This is a genomic window from Haladaptatus halobius, from assembly GCF_020618475.1.
Taxonomy (GTDB): domain Archaea; phylum Halobacteriota; class Halobacteria; order Halobacteriales; family Haladaptataceae; genus Haladaptatus; species Haladaptatus halobius.
Window position 1 is genome coordinate 497,316 of sequence record NZ_CP085339.1, and the last position, 26,171, is coordinate 523,486.

The 26,171-nt window shown below is 55.3% G+C and carries 27 protein-coding genes and 4 pseudogenes; 15 read left to right on the top strand and 16 right to left on the bottom strand.

Translation table 11 applies throughout. The features are described 5' to 3' along the window. The first annotated feature begins 89 nt into the window (after positions 1 to 89). The 4 genes from LIW51_RS32885 (at position 90) to LIW51_RS32900 (ending at position 3,340) form a co-directional block, all read left to right on the top strand. Positions 90 to 704 (top strand): helix-turn-helix domain-containing protein, encoded by a 615-nt coding sequence (locus tag LIW51_RS32885; protein WP_227379695.1) that lies wholly within the window; start codon positions 90 to 92, stop codon positions 702 to 704. A gap of 170 nt (positions 705 to 874) precedes the next feature. Continuing rightward, on the top strand, positions 875 to 1,894 hold the full coding sequence (locus tag LIW51_RS32890; RefSeq protein WP_227379696.1) for a WD40/YVTN/BNR-like repeat-containing protein: 1,020 nt from the start codon (positions 875 to 877) through the stop codon (positions 1,892 to 1,894). Between the two features lie 158 nt (positions 1,895 to 2,052). Next, positions 2,053 to 2,664, top strand: coding sequence for an ArsR/SmtB family transcription factor (locus tag LIW51_RS32895; protein WP_227379697.1), 612 nt, complete (start codon positions 2,053 to 2,055; stop codon positions 2,662 to 2,664). Positions 2,665 to 2,788: 124 nt separating this feature from the next. Beyond that, positions 2,789 to 3,340 carry a hypothetical protein gene (locus LIW51_RS32900; protein ID WP_227379698.1) on the top strand — a complete coding sequence of 184 codons (552 nt, stop codon included), beginning with the start codon at positions 2,789 to 2,791 and terminating at the stop codon, positions 3,338 to 3,340. Between the two features lie 437 nt (positions 3,341 to 3,777). Here the strand turns inward: LIW51_RS32900 and LIW51_RS32905 are convergent, their stop codons facing one another. Continuing rightward, positions 3,778 to 3,945 (bottom strand): DUF1931 domain-containing protein, encoded by a 168-nt coding sequence (locus LIW51_RS32905; RefSeq protein WP_227379699.1) that lies wholly within the window; start codon positions 3,943 to 3,945, stop codon positions 3,778 to 3,780. Positions 3,946 to 4,133: 188 nt separating this feature from the next. Then, positions 4,134 to 5,306 (bottom strand): MFS transporter, encoded by a 1,173-nt coding sequence (locus tag LIW51_RS32910; RefSeq protein ID WP_438267470.1) that lies wholly within the window; start codon positions 5,304 to 5,306, stop codon positions 4,134 to 4,136. A gap of 160 nt (positions 5,307 to 5,466) precedes the next feature. On the opposite strand from LIW51_RS32910, the gene LIW51_RS40200 reads away from it, so the two are divergent. Then, positions 5,467 to 5,568 carry a DUF7563 family protein gene (locus tag LIW51_RS40200; RefSeq protein ID WP_438267471.1) on the top strand — a complete coding sequence of 34 codons (102 nt, stop codon included), beginning with the start codon at positions 5,467 to 5,469 and terminating at the stop codon, positions 5,566 to 5,568. Positions 5,569 to 6,683: 1,115 nt separating this feature from the next. Here LIW51_RS40200 and LIW51_RS38970 read toward each other — a convergent pair. Further along, complete coding sequence (locus tag LIW51_RS38970; RefSeq protein WP_303659922.1) at positions 6,684 to 6,854, bottom strand: hypothetical protein; 171 nt, start codon at positions 6,852 to 6,854, stop codon at positions 6,684 to 6,686. Positions 6,855 to 6,958: 104 nt separating this feature from the next. After that, on the bottom strand, positions 6,959 to 7,138 hold the full coding sequence (locus LIW51_RS32920) for a hypothetical protein (protein ID WP_227379701.1): 180 nt from the start codon (positions 7,136 to 7,138) through the stop codon (positions 6,959 to 6,961). 43 nt (positions 7,139 to 7,181) lie between these two features. Here LIW51_RS32920 and LIW51_RS32925 point away from each other — a divergent pair, with 43 nt between their 5' ends. Then, the gene (locus LIW51_RS32925) at positions 7,182 to 7,367 is read left to right on the top strand and encodes a hypothetical protein (protein ID WP_227379702.1); all 186 of its coding nucleotides are present in this window, start codon (positions 7,182 to 7,184) and stop codon (positions 7,365 to 7,367) included. 14 nt (positions 7,368 to 7,381) lie between these two features. Further along, positions 7,382 to 8,170: pseudogene (locus LIW51_RS32930) on the top strand (transposase); the annotation flags it as partial. Positions 8,171 to 8,803: 633 nt separating this feature from the next. On the opposite strand, the gene LIW51_RS32935 reads toward LIW51_RS32930, so the two are convergent. Together LIW51_RS32935 and LIW51_RS32940 are read right to left on the bottom strand one after the other, a co-directional pair. Beyond that, positions 8,804 to 10,078, bottom strand: coding sequence for an AI-2E family transporter (locus tag LIW51_RS32935; protein ID WP_227379703.1), 1,275 nt, complete (start codon positions 10,076 to 10,078; stop codon positions 8,804 to 8,806). Between the two features lie 968 nt (positions 10,079 to 11,046). Continuing rightward, positions 11,047 to 11,241 carry a cold-shock protein gene (locus LIW51_RS32940; protein WP_227379704.1) on the bottom strand — a complete coding sequence of 65 codons (195 nt, stop codon included), beginning with the start codon at positions 11,239 to 11,241 and terminating at the stop codon, positions 11,047 to 11,049. 572 nt (positions 11,242 to 11,813) lie between these two features. Between LIW51_RS32940 and LIW51_RS32945 the strand changes: the two genes are divergently transcribed. Then, positions 11,814 to 12,242 carry a DUF7539 family protein gene (locus LIW51_RS32945; RefSeq protein WP_227380073.1) on the top strand — a complete coding sequence of 143 codons (429 nt, stop codon included), beginning with the start codon at positions 11,814 to 11,816 and terminating at the stop codon, positions 12,240 to 12,242. Between the two features lie 202 nt (positions 12,243 to 12,444). Here LIW51_RS32945 and LIW51_RS32950 read toward each other — a convergent pair whose 3' ends face one another. Next, entirely contained in the window at positions 12,445 to 12,678 is a 234-nt protein-coding gene (locus LIW51_RS32950) for a hypothetical protein (protein ID WP_227379705.1), read from the bottom strand. A gap of 444 nt (positions 12,679 to 13,122) precedes the next feature. Here LIW51_RS32950 and LIW51_RS32955 point away from each other — a divergent pair, with 444 nt between their 5' ends. Continuing rightward, a complete protein-coding gene (locus tag LIW51_RS32955) occupies positions 13,123 to 13,551 on the top strand; it encodes a hypothetical protein (protein ID WP_227379706.1) in 429 nt (142 codons plus the stop codon). A gap of 117 nt (positions 13,552 to 13,668) precedes the next feature. On the opposite strand, the pseudogene LIW51_RS32960 reads toward LIW51_RS32955, so the two are convergent. From LIW51_RS32960 to LIW51_RS32965, 3 genes and pseudogenes are all read right to left on the bottom strand, one after another. After that, positions 13,669 to 14,532: pseudogene (locus LIW51_RS32960) on the bottom strand (CBS domain-containing protein); the annotation flags it as partial. 49 nt (positions 14,533 to 14,581) lie between these two features. Continuing rightward, positions 14,582 to 14,671: pseudogene (locus LIW51_RS40585) on the bottom strand (hypothetical protein); the annotation flags it as partial. 260 nt (positions 14,672 to 14,931) lie between these two features. Further along, on the bottom strand, positions 14,932 to 15,168 hold the full coding sequence (locus tag LIW51_RS32965; RefSeq protein ID WP_227379707.1) for a hypothetical protein: 237 nt from the start codon (positions 15,166 to 15,168) through the stop codon (positions 14,932 to 14,934). Between the two features lie 212 nt (positions 15,169 to 15,380). Between LIW51_RS32965 and LIW51_RS32970 the strand changes: the two genes are divergently transcribed. The 3 genes from LIW51_RS32970 to LIW51_RS32980 all read left to right on the top strand — a co-directional run bounded on the left by LIW51_RS32970 (position 15,381) and on the right by LIW51_RS32980 (position 16,858). Continuing rightward, the gene (locus LIW51_RS32970) at positions 15,381 to 16,055 is read left to right on the top strand and encodes a bacterio-opsin activator domain-containing protein (protein WP_227379708.1); all 675 of its coding nucleotides are present in this window, start codon (positions 15,381 to 15,383) and stop codon (positions 16,053 to 16,055) included. Positions 16,056 to 16,236: 181 nt separating this feature from the next. After that, the gene (locus tag LIW51_RS32975) at positions 16,237 to 16,575 is read left to right on the top strand and encodes a DUF7344 domain-containing protein (RefSeq protein WP_227379709.1); all 339 of its coding nucleotides are present in this window, start codon (positions 16,237 to 16,239) and stop codon (positions 16,573 to 16,575) included. A 118-nt stretch (positions 16,576 to 16,693) separates the two neighbouring features. Further along, a complete protein-coding gene (locus LIW51_RS32980; protein ID WP_227379710.1) occupies positions 16,694 to 16,858 on the top strand; it encodes a hypothetical protein in 165 nt (54 codons plus the stop codon). 361 nt (positions 16,859 to 17,219) lie between these two features. On the opposite strand, the pseudogene LIW51_RS32985 reads toward LIW51_RS32980, so the two are convergent. The 4 genes and pseudogenes from LIW51_RS32985 to LIW51_RS33000 form a co-directional block, all read right to left on the bottom strand. Then, a pseudogene (locus LIW51_RS32985) lies at positions 17,220 to 17,613 on the bottom strand (AMP-binding enzyme); the annotation flags it as partial. Positions 17,614 to 17,650: 37 nt separating this feature from the next. After that, positions 17,651 to 17,839 carry a hypothetical protein gene (locus tag LIW51_RS32990; RefSeq protein WP_227380078.1) on the bottom strand — a complete coding sequence of 63 codons (189 nt, stop codon included), beginning with the start codon at positions 17,837 to 17,839 and terminating at the stop codon, positions 17,651 to 17,653. A gap of 34 nt (positions 17,840 to 17,873) precedes the next feature. Then, the gene (locus tag LIW51_RS32995) at positions 17,874 to 18,983 is read right to left on the bottom strand and encodes a branched-chain amino acid ABC transporter permease (protein ID WP_227379711.1); all 1,110 of its coding nucleotides are present in this window, start codon (positions 18,981 to 18,983) and stop codon (positions 17,874 to 17,876) included. Positions 18,984 to 19,020: 37 nt separating this feature from the next. Then, positions 19,021 to 20,367, bottom strand: coding sequence for an ABC transporter substrate-binding protein (locus LIW51_RS33000; protein WP_227379712.1), 1,347 nt, complete (start codon positions 20,365 to 20,367; stop codon positions 19,021 to 19,023). A 217-nt stretch (positions 20,368 to 20,584) separates the two neighbouring features. Between LIW51_RS33000 and LIW51_RS33005 the strand changes: the two genes are divergently transcribed. The 3 genes from LIW51_RS33005 to LIW51_RS33015 are packed head-to-tail and all read left to right on the top strand — an operon-like array spanning position 20,585 to position 23,068. Beyond that, positions 20,585 to 21,496, top strand: a complete 912-nt coding sequence (locus LIW51_RS33005; RefSeq protein WP_227379713.1) for a branched-chain amino acid ABC transporter permease — start codon at positions 20,585 to 20,587, stop codon at positions 21,494 to 21,496. A gap of 1 nt (position 21,497) precedes the next feature. Then, positions 21,498 to 22,352: an ABC transporter ATP-binding protein gene (locus LIW51_RS33010; RefSeq protein WP_227379714.1), complete on the top strand. Its 855-nt coding sequence runs from the start codon at positions 21,498 to 21,500 to the stop codon at positions 22,350 to 22,352. Next, on the top strand, positions 22,352 to 23,068 hold the full coding sequence (locus tag LIW51_RS33015) for an ABC transporter ATP-binding protein (protein ID WP_227379715.1): 717 nt from the start codon (positions 22,352 to 22,354) through the stop codon (positions 23,066 to 23,068). Before LIW51_RS33010 ends, LIW51_RS33015 begins: the two co-directional genes overlap by 1 nt. 39 nt (positions 23,069 to 23,107) lie before the next feature. Here LIW51_RS33015 and LIW51_RS33020 read toward each other — a convergent pair whose 3' ends face one another. Both LIW51_RS33020 and LIW51_RS33025 read right to left on the bottom strand, forming a co-directional pair. Next, positions 23,108 to 24,352: an MFS transporter gene (locus LIW51_RS33020; RefSeq protein ID WP_227379716.1), complete on the bottom strand. Its 1,245-nt coding sequence runs from the start codon at positions 24,350 to 24,352 to the stop codon at positions 23,108 to 23,110. 45 nt (positions 24,353 to 24,397) lie between these two features. Continuing rightward, complete coding sequence (locus tag LIW51_RS33025; RefSeq protein ID WP_227379717.1) at positions 24,398 to 26,059, bottom strand: acetate--CoA ligase; 1,662 nt, start codon at positions 26,057 to 26,059, stop codon at positions 24,398 to 24,400. Between the last annotated feature and the right edge of the window lie 112 nt (positions 26,060 to 26,171).

Below are 26,171 nucleotides of genomic sequence, written 5' to 3' on the forward strand. Positions count from 1 at the left end.
TTAATCAGCGGCTCAAAAAATAACTCCGAGAGCGAAGATGTAGAGGTATAACGACTACCATCGATAGGTGTTGTATGCCTCGAGCTCGGGTGAAAGTCAAACCCCCTGACGATGTAATCGCAGAGTATTCGCTGCAGCATCCAGATGAAGAGTTCTGGACACTAACTGGCCATCCAACAGAAAATGGTCTGACTTTCTTAGTAGCAACAGAAACAGCGGATATCACAGCTTTTGTCCAATTTTTCGCTGATAGTCCGGAAGTGACCTCGTATGAAGTCCTCGATATTGAGCACCAGGGTGGACTGATCGAATATACCGTGCCAGAGCCAGCACTTCACCGAGCAATAGTATCCTCCGGCAATCTCCCAACGTATCCACTCGTTGTTCGCAACGGATGGGTGATCAGCGAAATGATCACCTCGCACGACCGCCTTTCTGAACTCAAACAGGCTTTCGAGCAGAATAATCTCCCGTATGAAATCACCTCACTGACCCAATCACTTGAGCCGACCGCGCTACTAACAGACAAACAACGGGAATTCGTTGTTGCAGCGATCACACAGGGCTATTACGAACAACCTCGCCGATGCTCACTCACCGATCTCGCAGAATCGATGGATGTCAGCAAATCCACAGCGAGTAGGATACTACACCGTGCCGAAGGGAAGATCATCACCCAGTTTATCGGCGATCCTGCGATGTAGTGACACTAAGACGGTACCAACGAGGTCTCTCTTGCAGTCCGCAGGTCTGTGGGCATCCATCGATGCCCACAAAATCCGAAGATCCATGTTTTGGAGCCGAACATGTTCCACCTGGCTCCACATGTTCGCCGTTGTTCCCATCTCAGTGTGCTGTGAACTGAGTACTGCTCATGACGAAGTATTTCGCGACGATGGAAAGCTGTGTGATCGAAATCTCTGAACGGGATGGTCAATGGCAAATCGAGCGCCATCTTGAGGACACCTCACCACTGTGTATCGTCTCTAAATCCAATGACCAACTCACGGTTCATATCGGTACTCTCGATGATGGTATCTTTCGAAGCACGGATGGCGGAACGTCGTGGGAAGCAGTGGCCAGAGAAATAGATTCGAACCGAATTACTGCATTTGCAACCGACCGGAACGGTCGTATCTGGGCAGGAACGGAGCCTAGCAGTATCTATCGGTCTGACGACGATGGTGAAACATGGATAGAGAAGTCTGGTATCTCTGAGTTGCCATCGGCATCAGGATGGAGCTACCCACCACGACCAGAAACGCACAATGTTCGATGGATCGAGCCAGATCCAACTTGCTCCGATCGAGTGTATGTTTGTATCGAACAAGGGGCACTGGTATATACCACCGATGGTGGAGAGACGTGGATTGACCGAGTGCCAGAAGCACCACGAGATATCCATCAACTTCGGATGCATTTAGCGGCACCTGGTCGGCTCTATGCGGCGACCGGAGATGGGGCTGAACAGCCTGGAAAAGGCTATGCTGAGAGCCACGACCACGGTGAGACGTGGAACTATCCGAATGACGGGATGGGAAAGCAGTATTTGACGAGTGTTGCAGTAGATGCTACGAATCCAGATAGAGCGCTTGTGTCCGCGTCGACAACTCCGAAGCTGACTGATGACTTTGATGCAATCTCCTCTGCAGTGTACCGTCGTTTCGCAGATGAGTCGTGGGAAAAATGCATGTCAGGAATGCCCGATGACGCGGGTCTTACACCGCCTATGATCGCTTCAAGTGAGCAGATGTCCGGTCGATTTGTCGCGATCGCTAATCAAGGTCTTTTCAGAACAAATGACTACGGTGACTCGTGGGAGGAAATCGCGGTAAAGTGGCCAGACAAATTTACAAAGCAGCATCCTCGGGCCATTGCCCTCATCGGGAGATGACAGTTGTGGTGGTTCTATCCTCCCACTAATCTCGTGGTCAACGCGGGGACACTGGTAGTAGAAGGAGTGTTTCAGATCGTCAAAGCGGCAGTCAACGACGTCCACCATGGAAAAGAGGGCACGGACGTTTAAGATAATTCGCTTGATACACACTCACAATGAGTGACATCCTCCAGAAATTATCGGGAACACGCTCGCAACCCACACAACAGGGAACGCTGTGCGATCTCGCCGACGACTCGGGCGCACGCGTGTTCAATGTGCTCGGATCAGAAACAGCACGTCGAATCTACCTACACCTACAGGATGAAACCGCGACGGCCTCGGAAATCGCTGACCACGCAGATACATCGATTCAGAATGCACAGTACCACCTCACGAAACTACGGGAGGCAGAGTTGGTGGAGGTTACGGATACAGAGTTCTCATCGAAAGGGAGTGAGATGAATGTCTATGCAGCAACTGATGATCCACTCATTATTGTGAGTGGATCGGAGAGCCGTCTGGAGAAAGTGCGCTCTCGACTGTCGGATCTCCTCGGTGGAATCGCGCTCCTGCTTGGCGGGAGTCTGCTGGTCGAGTGGCTCACACGCCATGATATACTTGGAATCGGGTCAACACCGGCTGGACTTCTCAGCCTTGCAAGTAAGACAAGCGCACCAGCGGAACCTGAACCATGGCTCTGGTTGCCCCCAGGGCTCATCTTTTTCGCTGGTGGGCTCACCGTCCTGCTTGGCGTGTTGGTTTGGAGCGCACTGCAGTCAGAATAACCTGTATAGATTTCTTCGCTGTTTTTCGAGTTTTGTTCTATGGGGGGTTGTCGGGTAGCGTGATCGGTAAAATCACGATTTGAGTGTACGGGACAGTTATTGATGAATAGAGTAACTAATGACTATGGGCCACTATTCACGGCGGAAATTCGTCGCAGCAGGCGGCGCCTTCGTGAGTGCAGGCGTTGTTGGCTTCCAGACTGATGCGTATACGAAGGCGCGAATTGCCTCGGTTCTGTCGCCACTCCCTGGGATTCGAGCGACTGGTAAACCCCTGACCGCCCACCAACGGGTCGAGAGTAAGAATGTAGAGTACCTTCCTGAAATAGACGAAGTTCGGCTTGTGACAGCACGGAATGCTGATGGCCCAGTCGAGTTTGCAACGCGATCGTTCAAATGGTGGGCTGAATTCGAAGCTGGGTCGATTGCAACACGTACAGTTCACCAGAACATTCCAGTCAGATTCGGCACGGACGACGACATTTCATCGGCACTGGGATCCGAAGATGATCAGCCATACGTGACTGTGTCTCCGGCTGGCCCGACGAGAACACGTAAAGAATTGGTGACAAAATTACCGAATCACGTGACTGTGACGGTCGTGTTTGCTGGAAAAGAGTACACGACCGATATTCCAGTGATGGTAGGAAAACGCGAAGAAGTCGCCCTACTATAGGTGGCCCTCATATTGACGGAGCTCAGGAGAGCAGTCAAAAATAGCGGAACTCGGTGTTAGTACTATATACTAACTTGGCATCAACGCAGAATCCAGTAGAATGAGTGACGACAATGAGAACTGTACCAAATGGTGATGAGAGAGCGCAAGGAGAGGGAGGCGAATTCGTTCGGGAACGGAAGCTAGCGGATGTACTTGAGATCATGGAACCACTGGAACCCTACATGACGAGTGAGATTGCGGAGGAGCTTGAGTGGCCACGTTAGACGACGTATGAGGTGTTGAATGGGCTTGCCGAAGCGGGAGATTCGCAAGAACAAGTCGGAAGCGCGTCGGGCGATCTGGATTCGGCTTGATTAGCGGTTCGTCGGTAGAGAAGTGAGTGTAGGGCAGCGACAAACACGAACGGTTCGTCGCCAAAGTCAGGCGATGAACAGCTACAAATCGCGCGCCTGGACGGTCTCGCGATCGTTTTCCTCTGCTCGGCGAGAGGCGTTTTCGAAGACGGTTGCGACTTCCTCGTCAAGTGCATCGTAGAAGTCACTTGCAAAATTTTGTCCTTCGAGCTGTTCTTTGACTGCGGATTTGACAATCAAATCAGCCATACACGTTTCTAGGCGGTATAATACTGCAAAGATACAGTGGTAAAATAGTTGAAAATGAACTACTACTTTGTTGAAGAGTCGTATACGGCTTCGCCACTATTTAGCAGATGAAAGTTGGTGGAATGCCTCGCGAGACGCGTCAATTTCTCATGAATACGACTAGAATAATTCACCCTGAGGAAATCATGCTATGGCACCGGTTTCCCCGGGAGTCGATTCGTCACGTAGAGTCCAGCGAGGACAACTATCGCAGAGCCAACGAGCAGGGCGAGTCCGAGGAAAACGACGTCAAATCGATAGCCAGCCTCCGTGAGCAGGCCGACGACGGCAGTACCGGTTGCTTCGATTAACAGGGAGAGGCCCGTGAATGCTGCGTAAACGACGCCGCGACTTTCGTCAGGAAGCGAATTGAGGAAGTACGTATCCAAGGCAGGAAAGAGGCTGTGAATCGAGTATCCAATGCAAACGGAAATTACGATCAAGCCAGCCAGGCCACCGACAGAAATGAGTGCAACGACCGAACCTACGAATCCAGTTAATATCGCCAAAATATACGGGACAATCGGCAGTCGATCAGCGAGCCGCCCCCCAAACCAGAACGCAGGTAATCCGGCAGCGAACACGACGGTGAGTAGGAGGTTTGCCGTTGTCATCGGGAGCCCCTTTACGACATTCAAATAAACAACATAAAAATTAAATAAACCTTGCCACATGAACCCGGCAACGCCGACCATCAGGAGGCCGGTCGCAATAAGTCGCCAATGAGATCGCACAGCTGCGAGAAAGGCGTGGTCAGGAGTAGCGTCATCCGCAATGGAAGACCCGCGAATGACCGTTGCCAGTAGGATGCTGGATATGATCGCAAACACTGCCAGAGCAACGAATACCATCCGCCAAGAGGCAACGAGTAGAATACCAACTACGAGGGTGGGTGCAAGAACTGCGGACAGTTGGGCAGCTGCACCGTGAATGCCGACGGTACGTCCAACCGCATCCGGATATAATTCCGCGATCAGCGGAACCGCAGCGACGTAATAAGCCCCGCTAGCCATCCCGAGCAAAAACGTCCCAACTTGAAGTGTCGGTATTGAATATGCGAGCGCGATGAGTGCTGATGCTCCAGCAAGTATGATTCCCGTCCCGAGAACTGCTTGATGCCGTGGAATGTGGGTAAGAACATACCCCATCGGAATCCGTGGAACCGCAGTTCCGAGCCACACCAACGAAATTAGAATGCCGATGGTTGCTCGATCAGTCCCAAACGCAACAGTTAATGGGTCAAATAATGGTGCGAAGATAGTTCGCCCGAAATTCATCAAGAAAGCCAACCCACATAGCGTTCCGAATAGGCGTTTCCTCACTACCTTTCTATACTAAGCCGGACAACTCAACCGTTCCGGAAGCGGCAGCTGAGGAATGACTTTTGTGCCAACATCTTAGGATTATTTCGCTACTACTGTCGACTGGAGAAGTTGGCTTGGATAGTCGGTGATGTTTTCATCGTCATCAAAGAATACGAATATGTCTGAATGCGATAGTTGCGGATCATTTGTAGCCCAGCGGTACGCTCGTCTCTTCACACCAGAAGAGACCCCCGTGTTTGTCCATACTGCGATGACCTGATCCGAGAGGATAATGATGTCCGACAGACACAATCCTCTCGAAGAAGTAGTGAAAGATCAATCAATAGAAATTAACAAATACACCGAGTTGGAATAATTCGCTATGCATTATCGCCATCGTTTCATAGCCCTCATGGCACTTTTTAGCGTATTAGCCTCTATCTCGTCAGTTAGCGCTGACTTTTTGCCGGTTATACTATTTTGGAATGGTCTTCCAGTGAATATAATTATACTTGGGTTGACAATCATCTCTTTTTTGATTTCGACTATTGCTGTATTCGGTGCCAGCTATTGGTTTGCCAGCATCATCGATGTACCTAGTGAATACAGACGTATCGCTCTGATCTCAGGAGTGGTTGGTGCTGGAGCATCAGTCGGTGGCCCACTCGCGTTTCTTGCCATCAGTACATTCTCACTCAGAACGATATCCGTCGTTGACTTCCTTATATTATGGAACCCAGATACCGTCAAACACGGAATACAATTTTCACTCGTAAGCGTAGCAGGTGCCTCTGTTGCGTATTTTCAAAGTACCTCATCGAGAATATTCCCCGACATTAACTGCCGGACGCTGGTATTGCGGTCTGATGCCGGAATAGAGCAACGGGTAGCCGACCTCGACGCCGCCGACCGTTTGCAGTCTGGTCGGCTGGTACACATTCCCGATACTGGCCACTATGTGTTTCGTGACGCATATGACGCCGCATATGCGGAACTGCGGACATATCTTCGGCGAGTTTGAACAATTGCTGGATCCAGAACGGAAGAGGAATATACTGCTGTATTCCGCACGTGGCTCGTGAGAAATTCGGGATGATTTATCAATTTCTATAATATTTATTTTATTGTACCTATTGGGTAGCCGTGTTCTGGATGGTGGATAGTATCTTCGTTAGAGCGTCGATAAAAATGGGCATCAGACGCCCAATTCGAATAATGAACATGATATCATTTTCACGATACTACGACTTGTAACCCCGTTAAATCGATTATAGTATCCATTTTCAGGCGTGAACAGCCGTTGAGACTACTGATTTCGATACAGACTGGCTGTCTACTTTCTTCTCCAGAGCACAGCCCGTAGCTGATGCAAACAGTCTTCAGTAGATTTTCTCATCAATTGGGACTCTCTCCTTCATGGTCGATTTCAGGGACAATGTCCGTCTCGCCGAGGTGAATCCGCCAGAGCGTCTCGTAGAGACCACCATCGTCGACGAGGTCTTCGTGGATTCCGCGCTTGACGAGCGCCCCATCCTTGAGAACGAGCAACTGGTCGGAATTTCGCACCGTTGACAGTTGGTGGGCGATGGCAATCAAGCATGAGCACCTGCCGCAGCATCGGCCCCACCGATGGATTCGACTGTTTGTACAATTGACCGATTGGTCGCCGGTTAGACCGGGCGGCCGCGCCGTCCGCTCGCGACGAGTAACGTTCCAACTGCGAGGACGAGGACGCCGACTGCCAACACGACGGGAGGGAGACTACCCGAGAGGACGCTCCCGAACAGCACTAGCGTTCCGACGATCAGCAACGCAACGCCGAGCCAGAGTTGGAGGTTCCTGCCGAGCATAGATGCCATAGGTCACGAACAGCGATAAAGCGATTGGCGGAGTGTGACACGGAGTGGAGAACACTTCACAACCGACAAGTCGGTCGCCGAAAAAAGCCTGGCATGGACAGGCGACGATTCCTCGCGGCGACCGGCGTACTCGGGACGGGAAGTCTCGATGGCTGTTTCGGTTTCGGCGGTGGTGACGGCGTGGCGACTTCGGTGTCCGGTGCGGACGGTGGGACTTTAGATGTTGACACCGGGACGAGTGTGTTTCATCGGGCTGGAATCGTCGCAATCGATGCGACAGAGGATGAACCCTTTACTGGAGATCGTACAGGCCATGAAGCCGGGATTATCGGGACAAAAGACGGTGAGTATGCCCATCAGTGGGCGACAATCCAACTTGTCGGCAACTCGGTGCCGATCGTTTTAGACGCTCGTTCGGTTCGAACGGGTGATTCCCGGGTAGAGATTGTACAAGATCTCTTAGATTCGGCGCAAGAGCAGGTTCTTGTCGATAATGTCTTGATGGATCGAAAGTTCGATAGCCAGCATATCTTGGAGGAAATCGACCAGCTTGGGCACCAGTACGTCGTTCCAAAGCGAATGCAGACAAGTGAACAAGCCCAAGCACAGCGGTTACTACAGTGGAATCAGGATCGGTATGTGACGGATCGGAACCTCCTATTGAACGATGAGAAGCGGCATGAGACCATGCTAGTGTACCGGCGCAGAGACACCTCCGATTGTACGGATTATCGTCAGTATTCGGTGTTTATGACGAATGGAGAGCCAAGACTGTTGCGAGAGTATGCGTATCGTTGGGAGATTGAAAGTGGGTACAAGAGCATTAAGCGATTCATGGCCGCCACAACGTCGAAAGACTTTGTGCTGCAATTTTTCTATTTTGCGTTTGCGTGCCTGCTGTACTCGATTTGGCGAGCAGTTGATCTCCTTGTGCAGGTTGAAGTGACGGGTAAGTACGAGCGATCGCCTGTTGTGACGGCAAACACGGTGCTCACGTTGCTAAAGCAAACTGGCATCGGTTAGAACAGATTTTGAGGCGGTGAACGCCAAGTGATCAGCGGCAGCGCTGATTCGGCCAATCGCTAATTCGGAAAAGAGTTAGAATAGTAATTAAAATCGGTGGCTGAGCTTCAGTTTGAAGCGCCAGCTGAAGGTGAATTGGCTGAAATCGTACATTCTGGGGTTGCTATTGGCTGTGTAATCTCATCTTCTATGTCCGACTTATTTGATGTAGCGATATACTATTATGAATTCCAGGATGCGGCTAACTGCCAATTAGAGTGCCTATACCGTGTGTTTACACTGGAAGTGGTGGTGTCTGAGTTACTTCGCCCCAATTTTCGATAAGCGGCAGTGGAATTGACCACTATGACGCCCTTGGCGAAGCACAGAACCCTCATCGCCAGCGAGAGGGTGTTTCCCGTAGCAATTGATTTCTGTGATTTGATCGCCCGGGAGATAGGTGCTCCTTTTATATCAAAATTAACATGGTATATTACTCATTTTCCTTCAATGGCGTTTTACTGTAACCGTGGTCAAAACATCTTGCTAAGGATGTCACCCCCGAACTGGCGAGTTGCGTGCTTAGAATACTCAATAGTCAACTTCAGCAGTGTATGATTTAGTACCAACGCATTCGGGTTGATCTAGAGATTGTTATCGTGAGTGGTCGTCTGTACTTTCGTCTTTTTGTTTTGTATTCTCAGCGGGAGACGCTTGGTCAGCTGCTGACGTTTCTGTAGGGGATTTTAAGTCTCGCTGATCAGATCCATCTCCGTTCGTCGTTGCATACCGGTTTTCATTTGGATTTGGAATTGGATCGGTTGCAGTTGCTTGTGGCGTCAATTCGCGTCCGTGTATTAACTCCGACAAAATGATGCGGGTACTATGGACGAACAGCACGAGTAGAAGCGGTCCAAGAAACAGTCCATACCAACCGAACAGTAACGGGCCAAAGATATATGCGAATAGGACGAGGCCAACGTGGAGATTCCGACCGGAGATGTACGGCCGCAATAGTATTTCGGTGAGCCCATCAACGATCGTGGCTGTAATGAGTAGAAAAGCCACGGGGAACCAAATGTAGAGTGGTTCTGATACCAATGCAGTGCCAGCTAGATAGAGGCCGACTGGAACGTAGACGAGTTTCATTCCAACCACTGGAACTAGACTTGCAAGCCCCGTCAATAGCCCGAACAAAACAGCTGCTGGAATAGCAAGCCCAGGAGGAGCAATCGCATTGAGGGCCATATACGTGATCGAAGCAATGATAGCTACCACGAAGGCATTCAAAATATTGCCGAAGTAGATTGTCTGAAGATCAGTATCAACTGCCTCTAAGAAGGCGTGTGTTGCACTGTCCGAATTGCTAATTTGTGATGTGAACCAATTCGCAAGCTTCTGATCGTCTCGAAGAAGATAGAACGCAATCGCTAGTGCAATGAAAACATGCAAAAGACCGACGACAATTGCACTCACATATCCACCTGCTGATCTGAGTATCTTACTGATTGTCTTTGGACTGAGATACTGCGTAAGTTGCTGGGGATTTGAAAGCCACTGCTGCAATACTACCTGTGGATCCTGTGTCCCAATAACACGCTGCAGATATGGCCCAAGAAGTAATTGATATTGATCCAAATTTGACCCAAAGAGTTCATTCACCTGGTGAATACTCACGAGTACAGTATACGCGATCAGAAGTAATCCTGGGAACGCCAGCATACCGAGAGAAAGCCCGGCTGCGAGCGTTGGAGATCTCACACGATGGGTTAGCTGCCGGTACACGGGCCGCGTTGCATAGTAAATAAATAATCCAAGAATGATCGTACCCACGTACGAGTAGAGGATGTAGACGAAAAGTACGCCGAGGATGCTAAAGATCAACCACCAGGCGATCCTTTCCCGGTTTTGAGTGATGTCGTGTTCCACGCATCAAACTTAGCGAGATAACACCGTAAGTACAACGGCTGGCACATTGCGTGATGAGGTCAGTAGACGAGCGATCGTTCACCATAGTGAAACGAGGCATACTGTGACACGATAAGCCGTGCACCGTGCGTCTGTTTCCGCTTGGCAAGTGAGAAAACCAGTAGATGGATGTCGCGGCTCTCAGCACTCTAGAATGAGTTCAAAACGGCGATATTGCTCGATGCCTCTCAGAAAGCAAGTTAAAGTAGATACCACTCGAGAACGGTGTGGAGAACAGGAGAGAAGTAGCTATGTCCGGAGATACGGATATACTTTTGGGCAGTAGCCAAGTTACTCCGCCCCATCAGCGCCTGTAGCGGTACCGGTGCGACGCCCTTGTAGGCGTGATAGCTGGCTGCAGTGGCCCGCAAGCAATGGGGTAGAGAGAACGGGGATATTACGACCCGCAGGACATGATCTCCCTACACGGATTACTGAATAGGGCTTCCCCCCTGTTTCTGTGTGAACGGCTGATTCCTAAGCGGAAGTGCAACAACCCCGGGGGGGAAGGCTCTGAAAATATGCGCGACCGCGACTCGACATCCCCTCTCATACCGGAGCAAAATATGAGGTCTGACACGGGTCCTCTCTTTAGCACGTGATTTCTACCAACCATACGTTAAGTCAAGATCAAGTGTGATACGTTCACGCTCTCTATTCCTGGTGGCAGCTCTACAATGAATCTAAAGACAGATGACATAGAAAAGGTGGACTCACAGGGTAGTCTTGCGTTGAATACGGGTGTAAACAGCCTTTGATGGCTCATATTTCTCGTTGGACAGAGATTGCTCCATCGCAGATTGTATTTGGGATTCAATGTGCGTTTTCCTGTGTATGCGTTACACTTGGAGCGTGGCTGCTGCTTGAAGAGTGGTGTATCCGAAAAATGAAACTGAACCGCTAGTCACCATTTGGTGACTAGTAGTGTCTTAAGCGCGGACGACGTTCGTCGCGCGGGGGCCTTTGGGGGCCTGTTCGATGTCGAATTCGATCTCAGTACCTTCCGTCAGATCCTCACCGCCAACGTCCTCCATGTGGAAGAAAACGTCCTCGTCTGCATCCTCGGTGGAAATGAAACCGTAGCCGCCAGTGTCGTTGAAGAAGTCAACTTTACCGTTTACCATTACAAACAAATATAGTCCCCAGCGACGGATAACCCTTCCGAGGGTCGCGGTACCATAACGCTTCATTGTCAAGTAGAGTAAATGTGCGACGCACTCATTTGGAGCTGAGCGCTGCGCGTTCCGTTGAAATTGTACCTAAACATTGAATAGCTAGTGATTAACGATGTGCTTTCGTCAGCATGATTCCAGAAGAGATGGGGCACAGGGGTTTTCAACTTACATGCCCCCTATGTCAAATATGCTATTTTATAGCACAGCCGTTTCCGAGCCAACCCTATACGTGTGTCGTGACTGTGGGGACGGCATCGAAGACCTTGCAGATACGAGCAGATGTCCCCAATGTGGGAGCCAGTTGATGAACAGTAGCGTTCCACACGACGACTAAGAAACGAAAATTCGTCTCTCATCGAGTCTCCTAGAAAGTGATCATACTTCCGAACACTCTAGTGCAGACACCAACGATAGCGAACACGAGCGGAAGTTTTCTCACTCATTTCAGGGTCACCGTCACTATGCCACTGACCAGAGGCGTCGTGCGAACGTTGATTGACCTGGCCGTCCTCCTAGAGGGCATGGCTAACTTTCCAGACGAGAGAGAGCTCGTACTGAGAGCGCGTTCCCAGTTGGAACAATGGACAAACAGTGCCCGGACACAGGCATACAGTGAATTGTTCGAAGGTGATGCTCCAATCCTCGACCCTGAGGGGGTGCAACGCCTTGATGCGCTCGACTCAGCGATGGAAAGGCAGGGTGGCGATGGTGTGTGGGGTACCGATCAGTACGGAATCCATACCGCTGGTACCACAAGTTCAGATAGTTCGGTCGGAATAGTTTGTGTGTATCATCCTCAAATCACCAGAGACTCCGTCCTTCAGGGAGACGATGGTATCGATGATGAGACCGAAGAGCGACTCAACGCAGCACTCTGGCAATATAGCGAACGCGTTGCGACACTCATCGAAGAACGACTCGATGAGTTTATCCGCCAAACGCAGAACTAGCCCCGTATTCAATGCTGTCTTTTGAACTTGTACAATTCTTAGATGACTGGGAATACTCGCTCCAGCCAATATCGTGATGGACAAGGACAAAAGGTAGCGATGATTAACAGAACACCGATTACCACGTTCATAGTGGTTGACTCCATGAAAAGTGAGAACACACCATCTTCGATGGGTGCTACTCGGATCCCAGTTGTGTTCGCTAACGCTTGGTGCGTTCGTGTTCCGGCATGAGGTTGAGAAACACGTCGTCCTCCGCGCTACACTTCGGACAAGTATGGACGAAGTGGAGGCCATCCTCATCACGCTTTTCGATTCGCCACTCCGACCGGGCTCGGGCTTCGTTCCCACACACCTGACAGCGTTTGGGATGATCCTGGAGGTAAGTTTGCATAAAATCGATGAACGATTGCGTTCCATGACGATGTGTCCGCATCGTTCGTTGCCTACGGCGGCCCCACGTATTAGTTTAGTAGCTGCCGTTCGTCCGTTAGCCTCGATTTCTTCGTACTGGACGACAGGCTGAAATGTCTAGTCGGTGTATATTGGGCAGGGAACTTATTGCCAAAATCGATAGCGTCATTAATAGGTGCAATGGTTGCAACCCTGACGGAGATCGACTATCGGTTGAACTCACAACGATAGTGTATGAACTGCCATATCACTCTTAGAGCCCGCTTCACAATAACCAACAACTATGAGAAACGAAAATTCCAAACGAACGGTAGAAGTTCGAACTATCGATGGAGTCAATGCGCTAGTCAACACAGATCCGGGAGAGATTTTCATTGATCTTCCAGCGTCGAACCCTCGATACATTCGTGTACAGGAAGGCGACCGTATTCAAGAAGGTGACGTCAGCACGAAAACGACTGCTGAGGTGGGTGGACCACTACTCACGAAGTGGGATATCGAGTCGATCACGACGGAGACCGTCACAGGGACAAATACCGATACCGGTGAAACGCGGGAATGGGTTCGAGAACAGTTGACACATCGTCTCGGCACTCGTGAATTCAGCGCAGAATTGACGACATTCGACCGAATATGCGTGACTGAAGTCCAGGAGTGGCGTGAGAGACATTCAGTCGAAGACACCGAAGAGGTGAATCCGTATGTGATCGTAGTTGCGTACGGGAACAACGGAGAGAAGTTCACGCAATTGTACGCTGCAACCGAGTCGGGTGATTGGGACTCATTAGAAGTGGTACAACAGGATACAACCATTCAAAACTTTAGTGACGAGTTGTGGAATCGCTTCGACGATGCTGTACAGAAGACTCTTGAAGTCGAACAGCAGTATCACTAAGTCAGCCGTGTTTCGTTCCTTCGTCCATTGAGCGCCATAAATCGATATACCATTCATCTCACCGCCGGTTATTTTCAAATCGGCAGTGGAAGAACTCAATGATCCACCGTCACTCTTTTAGCCGCCGAGCCACCAGCCGTACAGTTGCTCTTGCTCTTCAGCGTCGGGATGCTTCTTCGATTGGCCGTAGGTCTTTCCTTTAAGGAGTTGACGTTCAATCGTATTCGCGGCAAGACGGAGTGCATGGGTAGCGCCATAGCCCTCTCCATCGGCAGTGAAGTAGCCACGGTCAGTAACCAGTCGAATCCGTGCCAGCACTAGCGGCACCCCTCGGCTCTTTTCTTTGTGCTCTTGGAGTTCGATACTGGCCTTGATTACACTCATCTCGCCATACTTCGCGGTCACACTCTCGATCAACGCGGAAACATCATCGTAGTCCATTTCATCGAGTAAGTTGAGCCCAAATACCTGCATGGCACGCCGTTCTTCTCGCTCCCAGGTGAGCGCCTCAATGACGCCAGTTTTCGTGATGATTCCGACCGGTTCGTCACTCTCGTCGGCCGTGACGACGAGCGAAGAGATTCCTCGGTCGAACATTGTTTCGACCACCTCGTCGAGCGGTGTACTTCGCCGGACGGTCGCGATCGCATCGGACATCAGGTTCCGTACTGGTAGATCGAGCATTCGGTCGGAATCGCCCTCACGGGCACCGAATCCACCGTGGCTTTTCCCACATTGTCCACCGTTACCGAAACTGCCCAACTATCCACCCTGGCTCTTGTGTCCACCTCTCGTGGTAAACTCGATGACATCGTGTAGACTCAACATCCCCACGAGGTCCTCCTCCTTGACGACCGGGAGGTGTGCGATACGACCTTCTCGGAGCGTATTGAGCGCCTGCCCAATCGTGGTTTCGGGGGTTGCGCTGATTAACTCTGCCGTGTATGCGTCCTCGACAGTCACAACGACGAGAAACGAGCGTGATGAAGACGCTCGCTGCAAGACCGCCAACGATGACCCAGCGATTCATCGCCAATAAAATCTGGATTCTGAGCTGGCTAGCACCCGCGCGTTGGCGCATTGAATTCATAGATGACGTTCCGGCACTCGAATCACTCATCACCACCAGTTGAATCGATGACCAATAAACTCCTGTGCATCTCTCCTACTTTTAATATCCAAGGAAACAGTTGGTTACTACCTCTTAGATCTTAAGTAGAAGTGACTCATCCCCCAGTGCCTCTATCGATCTGTGCAGAGTTCGTGGTGCAAATTCCCCAGTCGATGAGCAACTCTCTCGAGAGTCTCCTATTTTCGCCGCTCTTTTTACCCGGTTCCCCACACTTTATTTCTCCGTGAAATTATAACTTGTTTATACAGTTAGGTGACTAGTGATTCTCTATGCTTGAGGATGACCCACTCTCTGCTGACGAAGATGTGGCACGACTCCGTCTTAAACTCCGCCATACCGATCTCTCTCTTAGTTGAACACGACTTCTCACCTGGGATCACGACGAGAATATCGTGAAGAAGGGCCCCCGATTCGACGCCATCACCCCAGTGTCGGATCTCCCGGCTGGCCACGGTGGCGAACTTCCTGACGACTATTTGTAGCACGATGTTAACCGCGTTCTTCAATCACGTCCCGTGATCAGCACGGATTCAACAGCGACTGCTTAAGCAGAAGTAGAAACCCTGCTACCCTCCTCCAAATCTATATGGGGTTCGCAGTGTGTCTCTATCTAGTCTCACGGGATATGTGATCGCGGCACTTGCTGGAGCTCCGCTGCCCCGTAACACCCATAAGCACTTGAAAACCACGTAGAGACATGAGTACAATCGCGGAATTCAGTATCCCGGCGGAGGAGTTCGCCTTATCCGAGACGTTGGAGCGCCTGCCCGAGATGATGTTTACAATCGACCGGGTAGTCGCACACGAAACTGATCATGTACTGCCGTTCGTCTGGGCATCTAACGGTAATTTTGAGACGCTGACAGCGGTACTCGAAGATGACTCAAGTGTTGGGAACGTCGAGCTACTCACCGAACTCGAAGACGAACGGCTCTACCGAATGGAATGGGTCACCAAGACCCAGATCATCGCGTATATGCTGCTCGAACAAGATGCAACCGTGCAGCGGGCAACGGCGCACGACAATGAGTGGGATCTTCGTGTGCTGTTCCCCAAACAGAACAAAATTTCGGCAGTGAGTCAGTATGCGAAAGAACATGGATTCTCGCTTGATGTCTCCCGGATCTACGATGTCGATAGCGCCCAGCGCGTTCGGTTTGATCTCACCGACGACCAACAAGAAGCGCTTGCCATGGCCGTCGAACACGGTTACTATGACGTCCCGCGGGAAATCGATCAATCTGAGTTGGCCGAGAAACTTGGCGTGTCACATCAGGCACTTTCTGAACGGCTCCGCCGGGGGACGAAGGGCATCCTCAAGAAGGTCATCCCAAATATCCCTGGCGATGAGAATACGGGTCGTAATCGCTAACGGAGAATTTTGGATTCGACTTCAGTCTCGGACGTGAGATCAGTAGAACCAACCAACATCTATTTTATGTATTTTAAATTTCTAGTAATCCTAACGCCGGCTCTATTGAGGTTATTCCCACGCCGGTGGCTGAATACCCAAACGCTCAAGCTATCGAGTGACCAAGAACTGATGAGTAGTCATGGTAATATTGGATACTGTTTTCGACCTCTTCAGTAAAGAACGGCGACGATACGTGTTGTATTATCTTGACCAACAGGGAGGATCTGTTTCTGTAGAGGAGGTCATTGAACAAGTAGCTGACTGGGAGACTGAAAACTCACATAAAGATATCCCTGATGAAAAATTTGACCGAATTGAACTCTCACTTCGTCATACTCATCTCCCAAAAACAGCCGAGGTTGACTTTATTGAATATCTCCCTGATGAGGGAACCATCAATGTCCATGGTTCACCGACTGAATTCGATGCGATTGTTACCATTGCAAAGACTATCGAACAGCCAGATAAGAGTAATTGATTGGTTACTGATCCTGAGAGATCATAGTTGTGGGCTTCTGCCGCCCCAATCCCGAAACAGCCACCACTTTCCTCGGGTATCGATACCCGCCTCAGTTTTCCGTGACCGTGGAGAGATAATGTACTCGAGGGGCGTGAGTAAATTCGGTGTGAAGTCTGGAAAAGCATCTGATCCGATGCAACTTGGAAAGCACATGATTATCTTCGAAAACTCGGGTACTTTTGAGACCGCTCCAGAAGGGGCCGTTGATTCAGATGCGACAGTACGAATGCCGTTCGAGTGAATCTTCTCCCTTGTTCTGACAGATTCACCCTCCGAATCATACTCAGATAAATGATTAATTTAGATCCTATATATAAAGAAGTGGCTCCAGTGAGGGGGATTCACTTCCCCCCCTATGACATCGATATCACCTCCTGACGACGCTGATCGTGTATCGCACAGCAGACGGGCGTTTCTCGCAACAACCGCCAGCCAGAGCGAATGTGAATGCGCCAAGGTGGCTTTGTTGAAACCCTCAGACAGTGATAGGTTTCAGCGGGCGTGCGAGATACAACGCGCGTATCGATCACAGCGAGTCGCCGAACTGGCTCAGTACTCGATTGAACCGCTTGGGCTCCTCATAGGGCGGACAGTGGAGGGACTCACTCTCCCGACGTAAAATGGGTGGAGTCGTCGAACCGGTCGCGAAGCACCTTCTCATCGAACTTGCCCGTCGCGACCTTGGGTACCTCCTTGATGAAGACGATGTCGTCCGGGAGCCACCAGTTCGGATACTTCCCTTCGAGGAACGTGCGGAGATCCGCGACAGTCACGTCCACCCTGTCACGGACGACGCAGCCCACAGGGCGGTCCTGCCAGCACTCGTGAGGGACGCCGATCACGGCCGCCTAGACGACGTCCTCGTGAGCCATCAGATCATTTTCGAGTTCGGTGCTGGAAATCCACTCCCCGCCGCTATTGATCACGTCCTTCGCGCGGTCGACGATCTCGATGTACCCCCTGGTCATCCACGGTGACGATGTCGCTGGTTTTCAGCAACGTTCCGGCCGAGCGACGCGCCCGCGACCCCCCGCTAACGTCGTCTGCTCGCGCGCACTGCTCGCTCCCGCGGTCTGAAGGTGAACTCTCTCGTGCGTTCGGGCGACGATCTCCGTCTCGGGAGCAGTTCCGTGGCCCGCCAGTGAACCGCCTCGGGGTCAAACCCCGAGGCACTCGGCCTGTTCATCCTGTAGAACGAGCGGATGGTCATGTCGGTGAGCATGGTCAGTCGCTCCGGGTCACGGCTTTCCCGGACGTCAGCCGCGGCGTAACCGGCTCCAGAGGCTCCGGATACCGCCGCTGATGCCGTTCTCAAAGAACATCACGACCGCCAGCAGGATGATTCCGAACACCAGCTGCCAGCGGGCCGCGAGCGCCGGGTACTGGTCGATGTACCACCGGAGGTACTCGTAGACGAACGCGCCCACGGTCGGGCCGAGGAACGAGTACGGCCCGCCGATGACGGTCACCAGGACGGGCGTGGCCGAGAACGTCCAGTGGCCGATGCCGGGGACGACGCTGCTCTGCAACGGCGCCCACATCGTCCCGACGAGTCCGGTGAACATCGCGCTGACGACGAACGTCGCCCACGAGTGGCGCGTGACGTCGATGCCGATCGATCGGGCGCGCTCAGGGTTCTCCCGGATCGCCATACAGACCCGCCCGAACGGCGACCGGACGACCCGCCAGAGGGCGTACACCGAGACGGCGAAGAAGAACAGAACCACGAAGTAGAACGCGAGGTAATCGTTGATGTTCATGAACGTGAACGCGAGCCCGAAGAGGTTCACGTCGCCCATCGCCTGGAAGGAGACAGTAAGTCCGTCGTCCCCGTTCGTGGCGAGCAGTTCCCTGGCCGTCCCGTCAAGGCCGACGAGGCCGGCGAACTGTCCCGTGATGTCCTGGAGGAGCATAACGTACACCGCCATGCTGAACGACAGCGTGATCATCGCGAAGTATATCTCCTCCAGCCGGACGCTGAGGTAGCCGATGGGAATCGCCAGCAGCGTGGCGAACGCCACCCCCAGCAGGACGGCGAGCGCGAACGTCGCTAGCACGCTGGCGCCGCCGAACAGCTCCGGGAAGCCCAGCATCGGGCCGATGAGGTTGAACACCTTTGCCGTGGTGTACGCGGCGACCGCCAGGAACATCGCGTGCCCGAACGAGAGCAGTCCCGTGTAGCCGTACAGGAGGTTGAACGCCGTCCCGAAGATGGCGATCAGTAGCATGGTGATGAGCAACGAGGTCTCGACCGGTCCGAGGAACAGGGGTGCGCCGACCAGCGCAGCGGCGACGACGACGCCGGTGACGACGACCGGCAGGCTGCTGTCCCGGAAGCGGTCGCGTACTGTGTCTGTGTAACTCATATTGGAGTAGTGTGGAACTGTGAAGAGCGATTTCCGCTCAGACGCCCGGCGGCAGGTTGGTGTTGGCCTTGTTCAGGAGGTTGGTGAGCGTCTTGCGGTTCGCGCTGACCGACTGGGAGGGCTGGAGGCCGACGCCGTCGTACGGGACGTCGTCCTTCTTGCTGGTGGTTCCGATGATGGTCGGCGCGTCGGCCTGGTGGGAGTTGGGGTCTATCTTGATCGACCCCCGCGGGTCGTCGGCGTACTTCATGCCCTCTAACTGGGAGATGATGTCGCCGGGGTTGGTACCGCCGGCGTTCTCCATCGCCCGCTTGTACATCCAGAGCGCCGACCACGTGCTCGGTCCGGTGAACGACGGGATGCCGATGGTGTCGGTACCCTGGTACTCCTGGGTCCACGCGTCGAGGAAGTTCCGGTTGTTCTCGTTGTCGTACGTGGAGTGCCAGTACCACGAGGAGTAGTTGACCCCCTCGGGCATGGTGTTGCCGAGCGCCTGAAACACCGTCGGGTCGGCTCCGAGCGTGTCGAAGACGTCGGTCGCCTGTTCGAACAGCCCCTGCTGAGTGGCCTGCTGGACGAAGGTGACCCCGTCGCCACCCCAGAACGAGGTGAACACCAGGTCGGGGTTCGCGTTGGTCACCGAGTTTATCTGGGGCGTCATGTCGCTCGCCCCCACCTCCGGGAACTGGCTCTCGACGTACTCGTAGTTGGCACCGAGCGCGTTCGAGAACGCCTTGAAGTACTCCCAGCACTGGTGGCCGTACGCGTAGTCCGGTCCGAGGTTGGCGACGCGCTTCACGTTGAGGTTCTCGTTGGCGTACCGCGCCATCGAGTACGTGTTGACGGCCGTGTTCGCGTTCGTCCGGAAGTGGACGGGCGTCCCCTGTGCATTGTCGCCGTACGTGTCCTCGTCGTGTTCGGTGATGAACGGCGTCCCGATGTCGGTCAGCGTGAGCGGCACGCCCAGCTGGGCGACCGTCGGCGCGGTCGAGAGCGTCACGCCCGAGGAGGTCAGGCCGATCATTGCGGCGACCCTCTCACGCTGGACGAGGTCCCGGAAGTGCTGGTTCGCGGTGGCGGCGCTGTTCTCGTGGTCGCGAACGATCAGCGTGACGTCGCGGCCGAGGATACCACCCGCTTCATTGATCTTCTTGACGGTAAGTCTCGCGGCGGCGACAGAGGCGGCGCCCAGCGACTGGCCGAGCCCCGATAGCAGGTACACCGCCCCGATCTTGATGGGATTGTTCTGCGCGCTCGCGGCACCTACCGCCCCCGTTAGCCCTGCCACGCCGGCCGTGCCCGCCGCACTGAGGTACGCACGCCGGTTCCACCCCGTCGATCCCATTTCCCCATCCCCGCCATGCGGATTGTTGTCAGGTGTCATGAACCCACAAATCCGTAACGATAGAATCAGACATATACCTTCGCATGAGTACGAGGGGGAACCGCTCGCTATTCTATTCGTTAATCCGGGATACTTTTACTTCTTTAGGGGTACTCATCCAAGTTCCTTAGAAATAAAATAGTATCGGGGCATATTCTCATGACTCTCTCCCGATATCGGCGAAACGCTTAATCTCGTTGTTATGGTGGTATGTGATATGGTAAACATTGGCTTACTCGCCGATCAGGTTATCACGGGCCTCAGCATCGGAGCACAGCTGTTTCTCGTCGCTATCGGGTTGAGCCTCATCTTCGGCGTCCTCGACGTGCTCAACTTCGCGCACGGCGCGCTGTACATGATCGGGGCGTACGTCGCCGTGATACTGGTCAAGGGTAGCGATGTGTTCGGCGTACACGTTCCGACCCTCGGTTTCTGGCCCGGGACCGTGGCCGCCCTGATCGTCGTCGGACTCCTCGGCACGATAATCGAGGTTGGGTTCATCCGCAGGCTCTACGGCCGTCAGGAGGAGGTGCTCGACCAGCTGCTCCTGACGTTCGCGTTCGTGCTGATACTCACCGACCTTACGAGGGTCGTTTTCGGCACCGGACAGTTCGTCATCTCACCGCCGGCAGGGCTTCAGGGAAGCGTCCAGTTCACGAGTTCGCTCGCAGTCCCGACCTACCGCGCGTTTCTGATTCTCACGTCGGTGGCCGTGTTCGCCGGGTTGCTCGCCGTCCTCCGGCTCACCAACGTCGGGCGCCTGGTCCGGGCGACCGCGAGCGACCGAGACATGGCTCGACTGCTTGGAATCGATGTTTCCCGGCTGTACACCGGCGTGTTCTTCGTCGGGTGCGTCCTAGCCGGTCTCGGCGGGGCGCTCGCGTCCCCCGTCGGCGCAGTCAGTCCAGCGCTCGGCGATCAGGTCATCATCAACGCGTTCGTCGTCGTGGTCATCGGTGGCCTCGGTTCGTTCACCGGCGCGTTCGTCGGCGCGTACGTCATCGGCGTACTCATCGCCGTCGGGAGCATCGTCATCGCGGGCGCGGGCCAGCTACTCCCGTTCCTCGCGATGATCGCCGTGCTCGTGCTCAAACCGCAGGGGCTGTTCGGGGCCGGGGAGGGGGCGTGACGTGGCGACCGTGCTTAAGACCGCGAACCTGACGCGGGAGTTCGGCGCGCTCGTCGCCGTTGACGACGTGAGCGTGACGATAAACGACGCGGACATCACCAGCATCATAGGCCCCAACGGCGCGGGGAAGACCACCTTCTACAACCTGCTCGCCGGCCAGCTGGTGCCCACGGAGGGACGCATCGCCATCCGGCCTCGACGGGGGGACTCCGTCACCGATGGCGGGACTGCGACCGACGCGACCGGCGAGAATCCCGGAACCGCGACCGACACGAGAGCCACCACAGGCGACGGACTGGTCGACGTGACGGGGATGGAGCCGTTCGAGATCAACCGGCTCGGACTCGCGCGGGCGTTCCAGATCAACAACGTCTTCGAGCGCCTGACGGTGCTGGAGAACGTCCGCATCTCCCGGATTAGCCGCGACGGCCGGACCCTCGACGTCACCTCGGTCGCCGCCAGCGACGACGAGCTCAACGCGGAGGCCCGACGCGTGCTCGAACTGACGGGCCTCGAAGAGGTGGCCGACACCCGGTGTGCGAACCTTTCTCACGGCGACGTGCGGAAGGTGGAGATCGCGCTGGCGCTGGGCACCGACCCGTCGGTCGTCCTGCTGGACGAACCGACCGCGGGGATGAACGCGACCGAGACCCGCCGGATGGTCGATCTCATCGACGATCTGAACGACGACACCGACACGACGTTCGTCGTCACCGAACACGACATGGAGGTCGTCCTCGGCATCTCGGACCGCATCCTCGTGTTCGACAGCGGTCGGCTCATCGCGGACGGCACCCCTGACGAGGTGATGGCCGACGAGCGCGTCCGCGAGGCCTACCTTGGTGGTGAGGGGTGATGGCTCTCCTGGAGATGCAAGATGTGAACGTCTACTACGGCAACAGCCACGTGCTGTTCGACCTCTCGCTCGACGTCGCGGAGAACGAGGTCGTCGTCTTGCTCGGTCGCAACGGCGCCGGCAAGACGACCACGCTCCGGAGCATCGTCGGCACCGTGCCGCGCCGCGAGGGGCGCATCACCTTCCGCGGCACCGACATCGTCGACGCTCCGGTCAACAGGATCAGCCGAATGGGCGTCAAGCTCGTCCCGGAGGATCGTCGGATATTCCCGACGCTGACCGTCCACGAGAACCTGCAGGTCGCGGCCGAGACCGCCGTCGACCCCAGGCCGGTCGAGGAGATATACGAGATATTCCCGACGCTCGACGACCTCCGGAAAAGCCGAGGCCGGGCTCTCTCGGGCGGCGAACAGCAGATGCTCTCGGTCGGCCGCGCGCTCGTCCAGAACCCGGATCTCCTGTTGCTGGACGAGCCGACGGAGGGGCTCGCACCGGTCATCGTCGAGGACTTGCAGCGGGTGTTCCGTGAGATCGTCCGGAAGGACGTGACCGTCCTTCTGACCGAGCAGAACGTCCGGTTCGCGCTGGATCTCGCCGAGCGCGCCTACGTCATCGAGAAGGGTTCGAACGTCTGGGAGGGGAGCGTCCCCGAACTCCGCGAGCGCGACGACCTGCTGGAGGAGTACCTCTCGGTCTCGGTCGCCGAATCCGACTGACCGGGTGCGGCGAACGGTTCGGCTCTGACGGGACTCCTATTACGAACGTTCCCCGAGCTCGCCCTGAAGCCATGCGGAGCCCGCGACGAGCCCGACACCGGCGAGTCCGACGACGCCAGTCGTGAAAAAGACGGGCGTGTAAGTGCCGAACCGGTCGAATCCGAAGCCGGCCGCGAACGGTCCGAGCAGTCCGGGAACCGCGAAGGAGAGCGAGACGAGGCCGAACAGCGTGTTGAGATTACGGTCGCCGAAGAGATCCGCGAGCACGGAGGACAAGAGCGCGCCGGTGCCGCCGTAGTCGACGCCAAAGAATACCGCGATAGAGAGCAGCACCAGCGGCGCGCTCGCCAGCGGGAGTACGCACAATGCCAGCGCCATCGCGGCCCCGCAGACGACGAAGACAGCCAGTCGACCCAGACGGTCGGCGACTCCACCTACGGCGAGGCGGGTGACGGCCGTCGTGCCACCGATGACGCTGAGCGCGAGCACGCCCGTCTTTCGGATGCCCTGCTCTGCGGCGTAGTTGACGAGGTGGTTGAGCAGGACGTACAGCGTCACGTACATCAGCACATAGCCGCCGAAGAGGAGTAGGAAAGCGCGGCTCATGGCGGCTTCGCGGACGACGCGCAACTGATCGCGCCAGCCGTCGTCCGACTCCGGGCGCCCGTCAGGGAACTCGGCATCGACGGCGGCATCGACGTGTGCAGGGTTGTCAGCTATCAGTAGTGCGGTGAGGAGCAACACGAGCGCGAGACCGCCCCCGAGCAGGGGAAACGCCCCCCGCCAGCCGATTCGAGTGACGAGGATGGAGGCCGTCGGCGCGATGACGACCATGCCGACTCCGAGGCCAGCGCTCGCGAGCGCGGTCGCCATGCCGCGCCTGCGCTGGAACCACCGAGGGGGCGTCGCGTAGCCGACGACGAATGCGAGGCTCATTCCGGCCCCCGTTACGATGCTGTAGGTCAGGACGAGCACCGGGAGGCTCCCGACAATCATGCCGCCACCTAGAAGTGCGGCGGCGAGCACTAATCCATGTCGGGGGGCGAGCCACTCCACGAGGCCGCCCATCGGCGCCGCGGCGGTGTAGAGGACGAACAGTTGGGCCCCGAAGATCAGCGAGGTGTGCGCCGTCGAGACGGTGAACGTCGAGGCCAGCGGGTCGAGATAGACGCCAAAGGAGTACGTCATCCCGAAGACGACGCCGGTGACGAGGAAACACGCCGCTACGACGACCCATCCATAGTAGAAATTTCCGACGGCGAGCCGAGTCCGAATGCGAATCATTGTGATTTTATCCGCGGATGGCGCTTTCAACGGGGGCGAGCCACCCTACGCCCCGATCTCGCGGTCCCGGAGCTTGCGGCGCTGAATCTTGCCCGTCGTGGTCTGCGGAAGCTCCTCGACGAACTCGATTTCGCGGGGGTACTCGTACTTGGCGAGGTCGTCGCTGACGAGAGCCCGAATCTCCGCGCGGAGGTCGTCGTCACCCTCGACGCCACTCACCGGCTGGATGAACGCCTTTATGATTTCGCCGCGGGTCTCGTCGGGTATCCCGACGACGCCGACCTGCTCGACGTCGGGGTGTTCGAGGATGGCGCTCTCGACCTCGCCCGGCCCGACGCGGTAGCCGGCTGTGATTATGAGGTCGTCGTCGCGAGCCTTGAACCAGACGTAGCCGTCGTCGTCGCGGGAGCCGAGGTCCCCGGTCAGGTGCCACTCTGCGCCGTCGGGCCCGGTGACGCTGGCGCTCTCGGTCTTCTCCGGTCGATTCCAGTACCCCTCAAAGACGACTGGGTCGTCGTCGCGTTCGACCGCTATCATCCCCACGTCGCCCTGCGGGAGGCGCTCGCCGGTCTCCGGATCGACGACGGCCACCTCGTGACCGGGGACGGACTTGCCCATGCTCCCCGGCCGCGCCTCGAACCACTGCCGGCAGTTGGCCACGAGCAGGTTGGCCTCGGTCTGTCCGTACAGTTCGTCGACGGTGACGCCCGACAGCGCCCCGTCGGCCCAGTCGAGAATCTCGGGCGTCAGCGGTTCGCCGCCGGAACAGATGGCCTTCAAGTCGAGGTCGTACCGGTCGGCGGGGTCGTCGACCTCCATCATCATCCGAATGGCCGTCGGCGGGAGGAACGCGTCCGTGACGTCGAACTCCGTCAGCAGCTCGTAGGCTGTCTCGACGTCGAACTTCCCCACCGGGTAGCCGACGACCGGGCGGCCGTGATGCCACGCCGGGAAGACGAGGTCTCCGAGCGCGCCAATCCACGCCCAGTCGGCGGGCGTCCAGAACACGGATTCCTCGACGTCCAGCTCGAAGTACATGTAGAACGCCGGGCAGTGACCCAGCCAGACCCCGTGGGCGTGAAGGACGCCTTTCGGCGGGCCGGTCGAACCGCTGGTATACATGATGATCGCCGGAGTGTCTGTGTCGGTCTCGGCGATATCGAACTCAGTCGACTGGTCATTGTGGACGGACTCGAACGATTCGACATCCGCCGGCGGGTCGTCCTCGTCAACGGAGATGACGTGCTCGAGGTCTGGGCAGTAGTCGCGAACTTCCTGGACCGTATCGAGAACTTCCTCGTCGGCAACGACGGCGGTCGCCCCCGAATCCCTGAGGCGATACCGGAGTGCGTCGCCCCCGAACAGGACCGATAACGGCAGAGAGATGGCACCTAGTTTCCAACATGCGAGATGCGTTATCGGGTTAGCTGGTTTCTGTGGGACGACGACCGCCACGCAGTCTCCACGTTCGACGCCACGGTGGGATAGACTGCGGGCGAACGCGTCTGTGAGGTCATCAAGATCACGGAACGTGTAAGTCTCTCGCGACCCGTCGGGATAAGCCTGATACAGTGCGGGTCGGTCCGGGTCCTCGTGCTTGCGCAGCAGATCGTGGGCAATGTTGTAATCGGCTGGTATCTGGTCCCACGAGAACACATTTCTGGCTTGCTCGTAGGATTCAGCATCGAGTGTTATACGCCACGGCATGGCATTACTCTCAGTCTCCGAAACAGATTACAACAAGAATAGTATAAAGAGTGGTGGTTGATGGCATTGAGCGCGGACCAGCTAACCGAAGTTCTCGCGATGCTGACGGGAA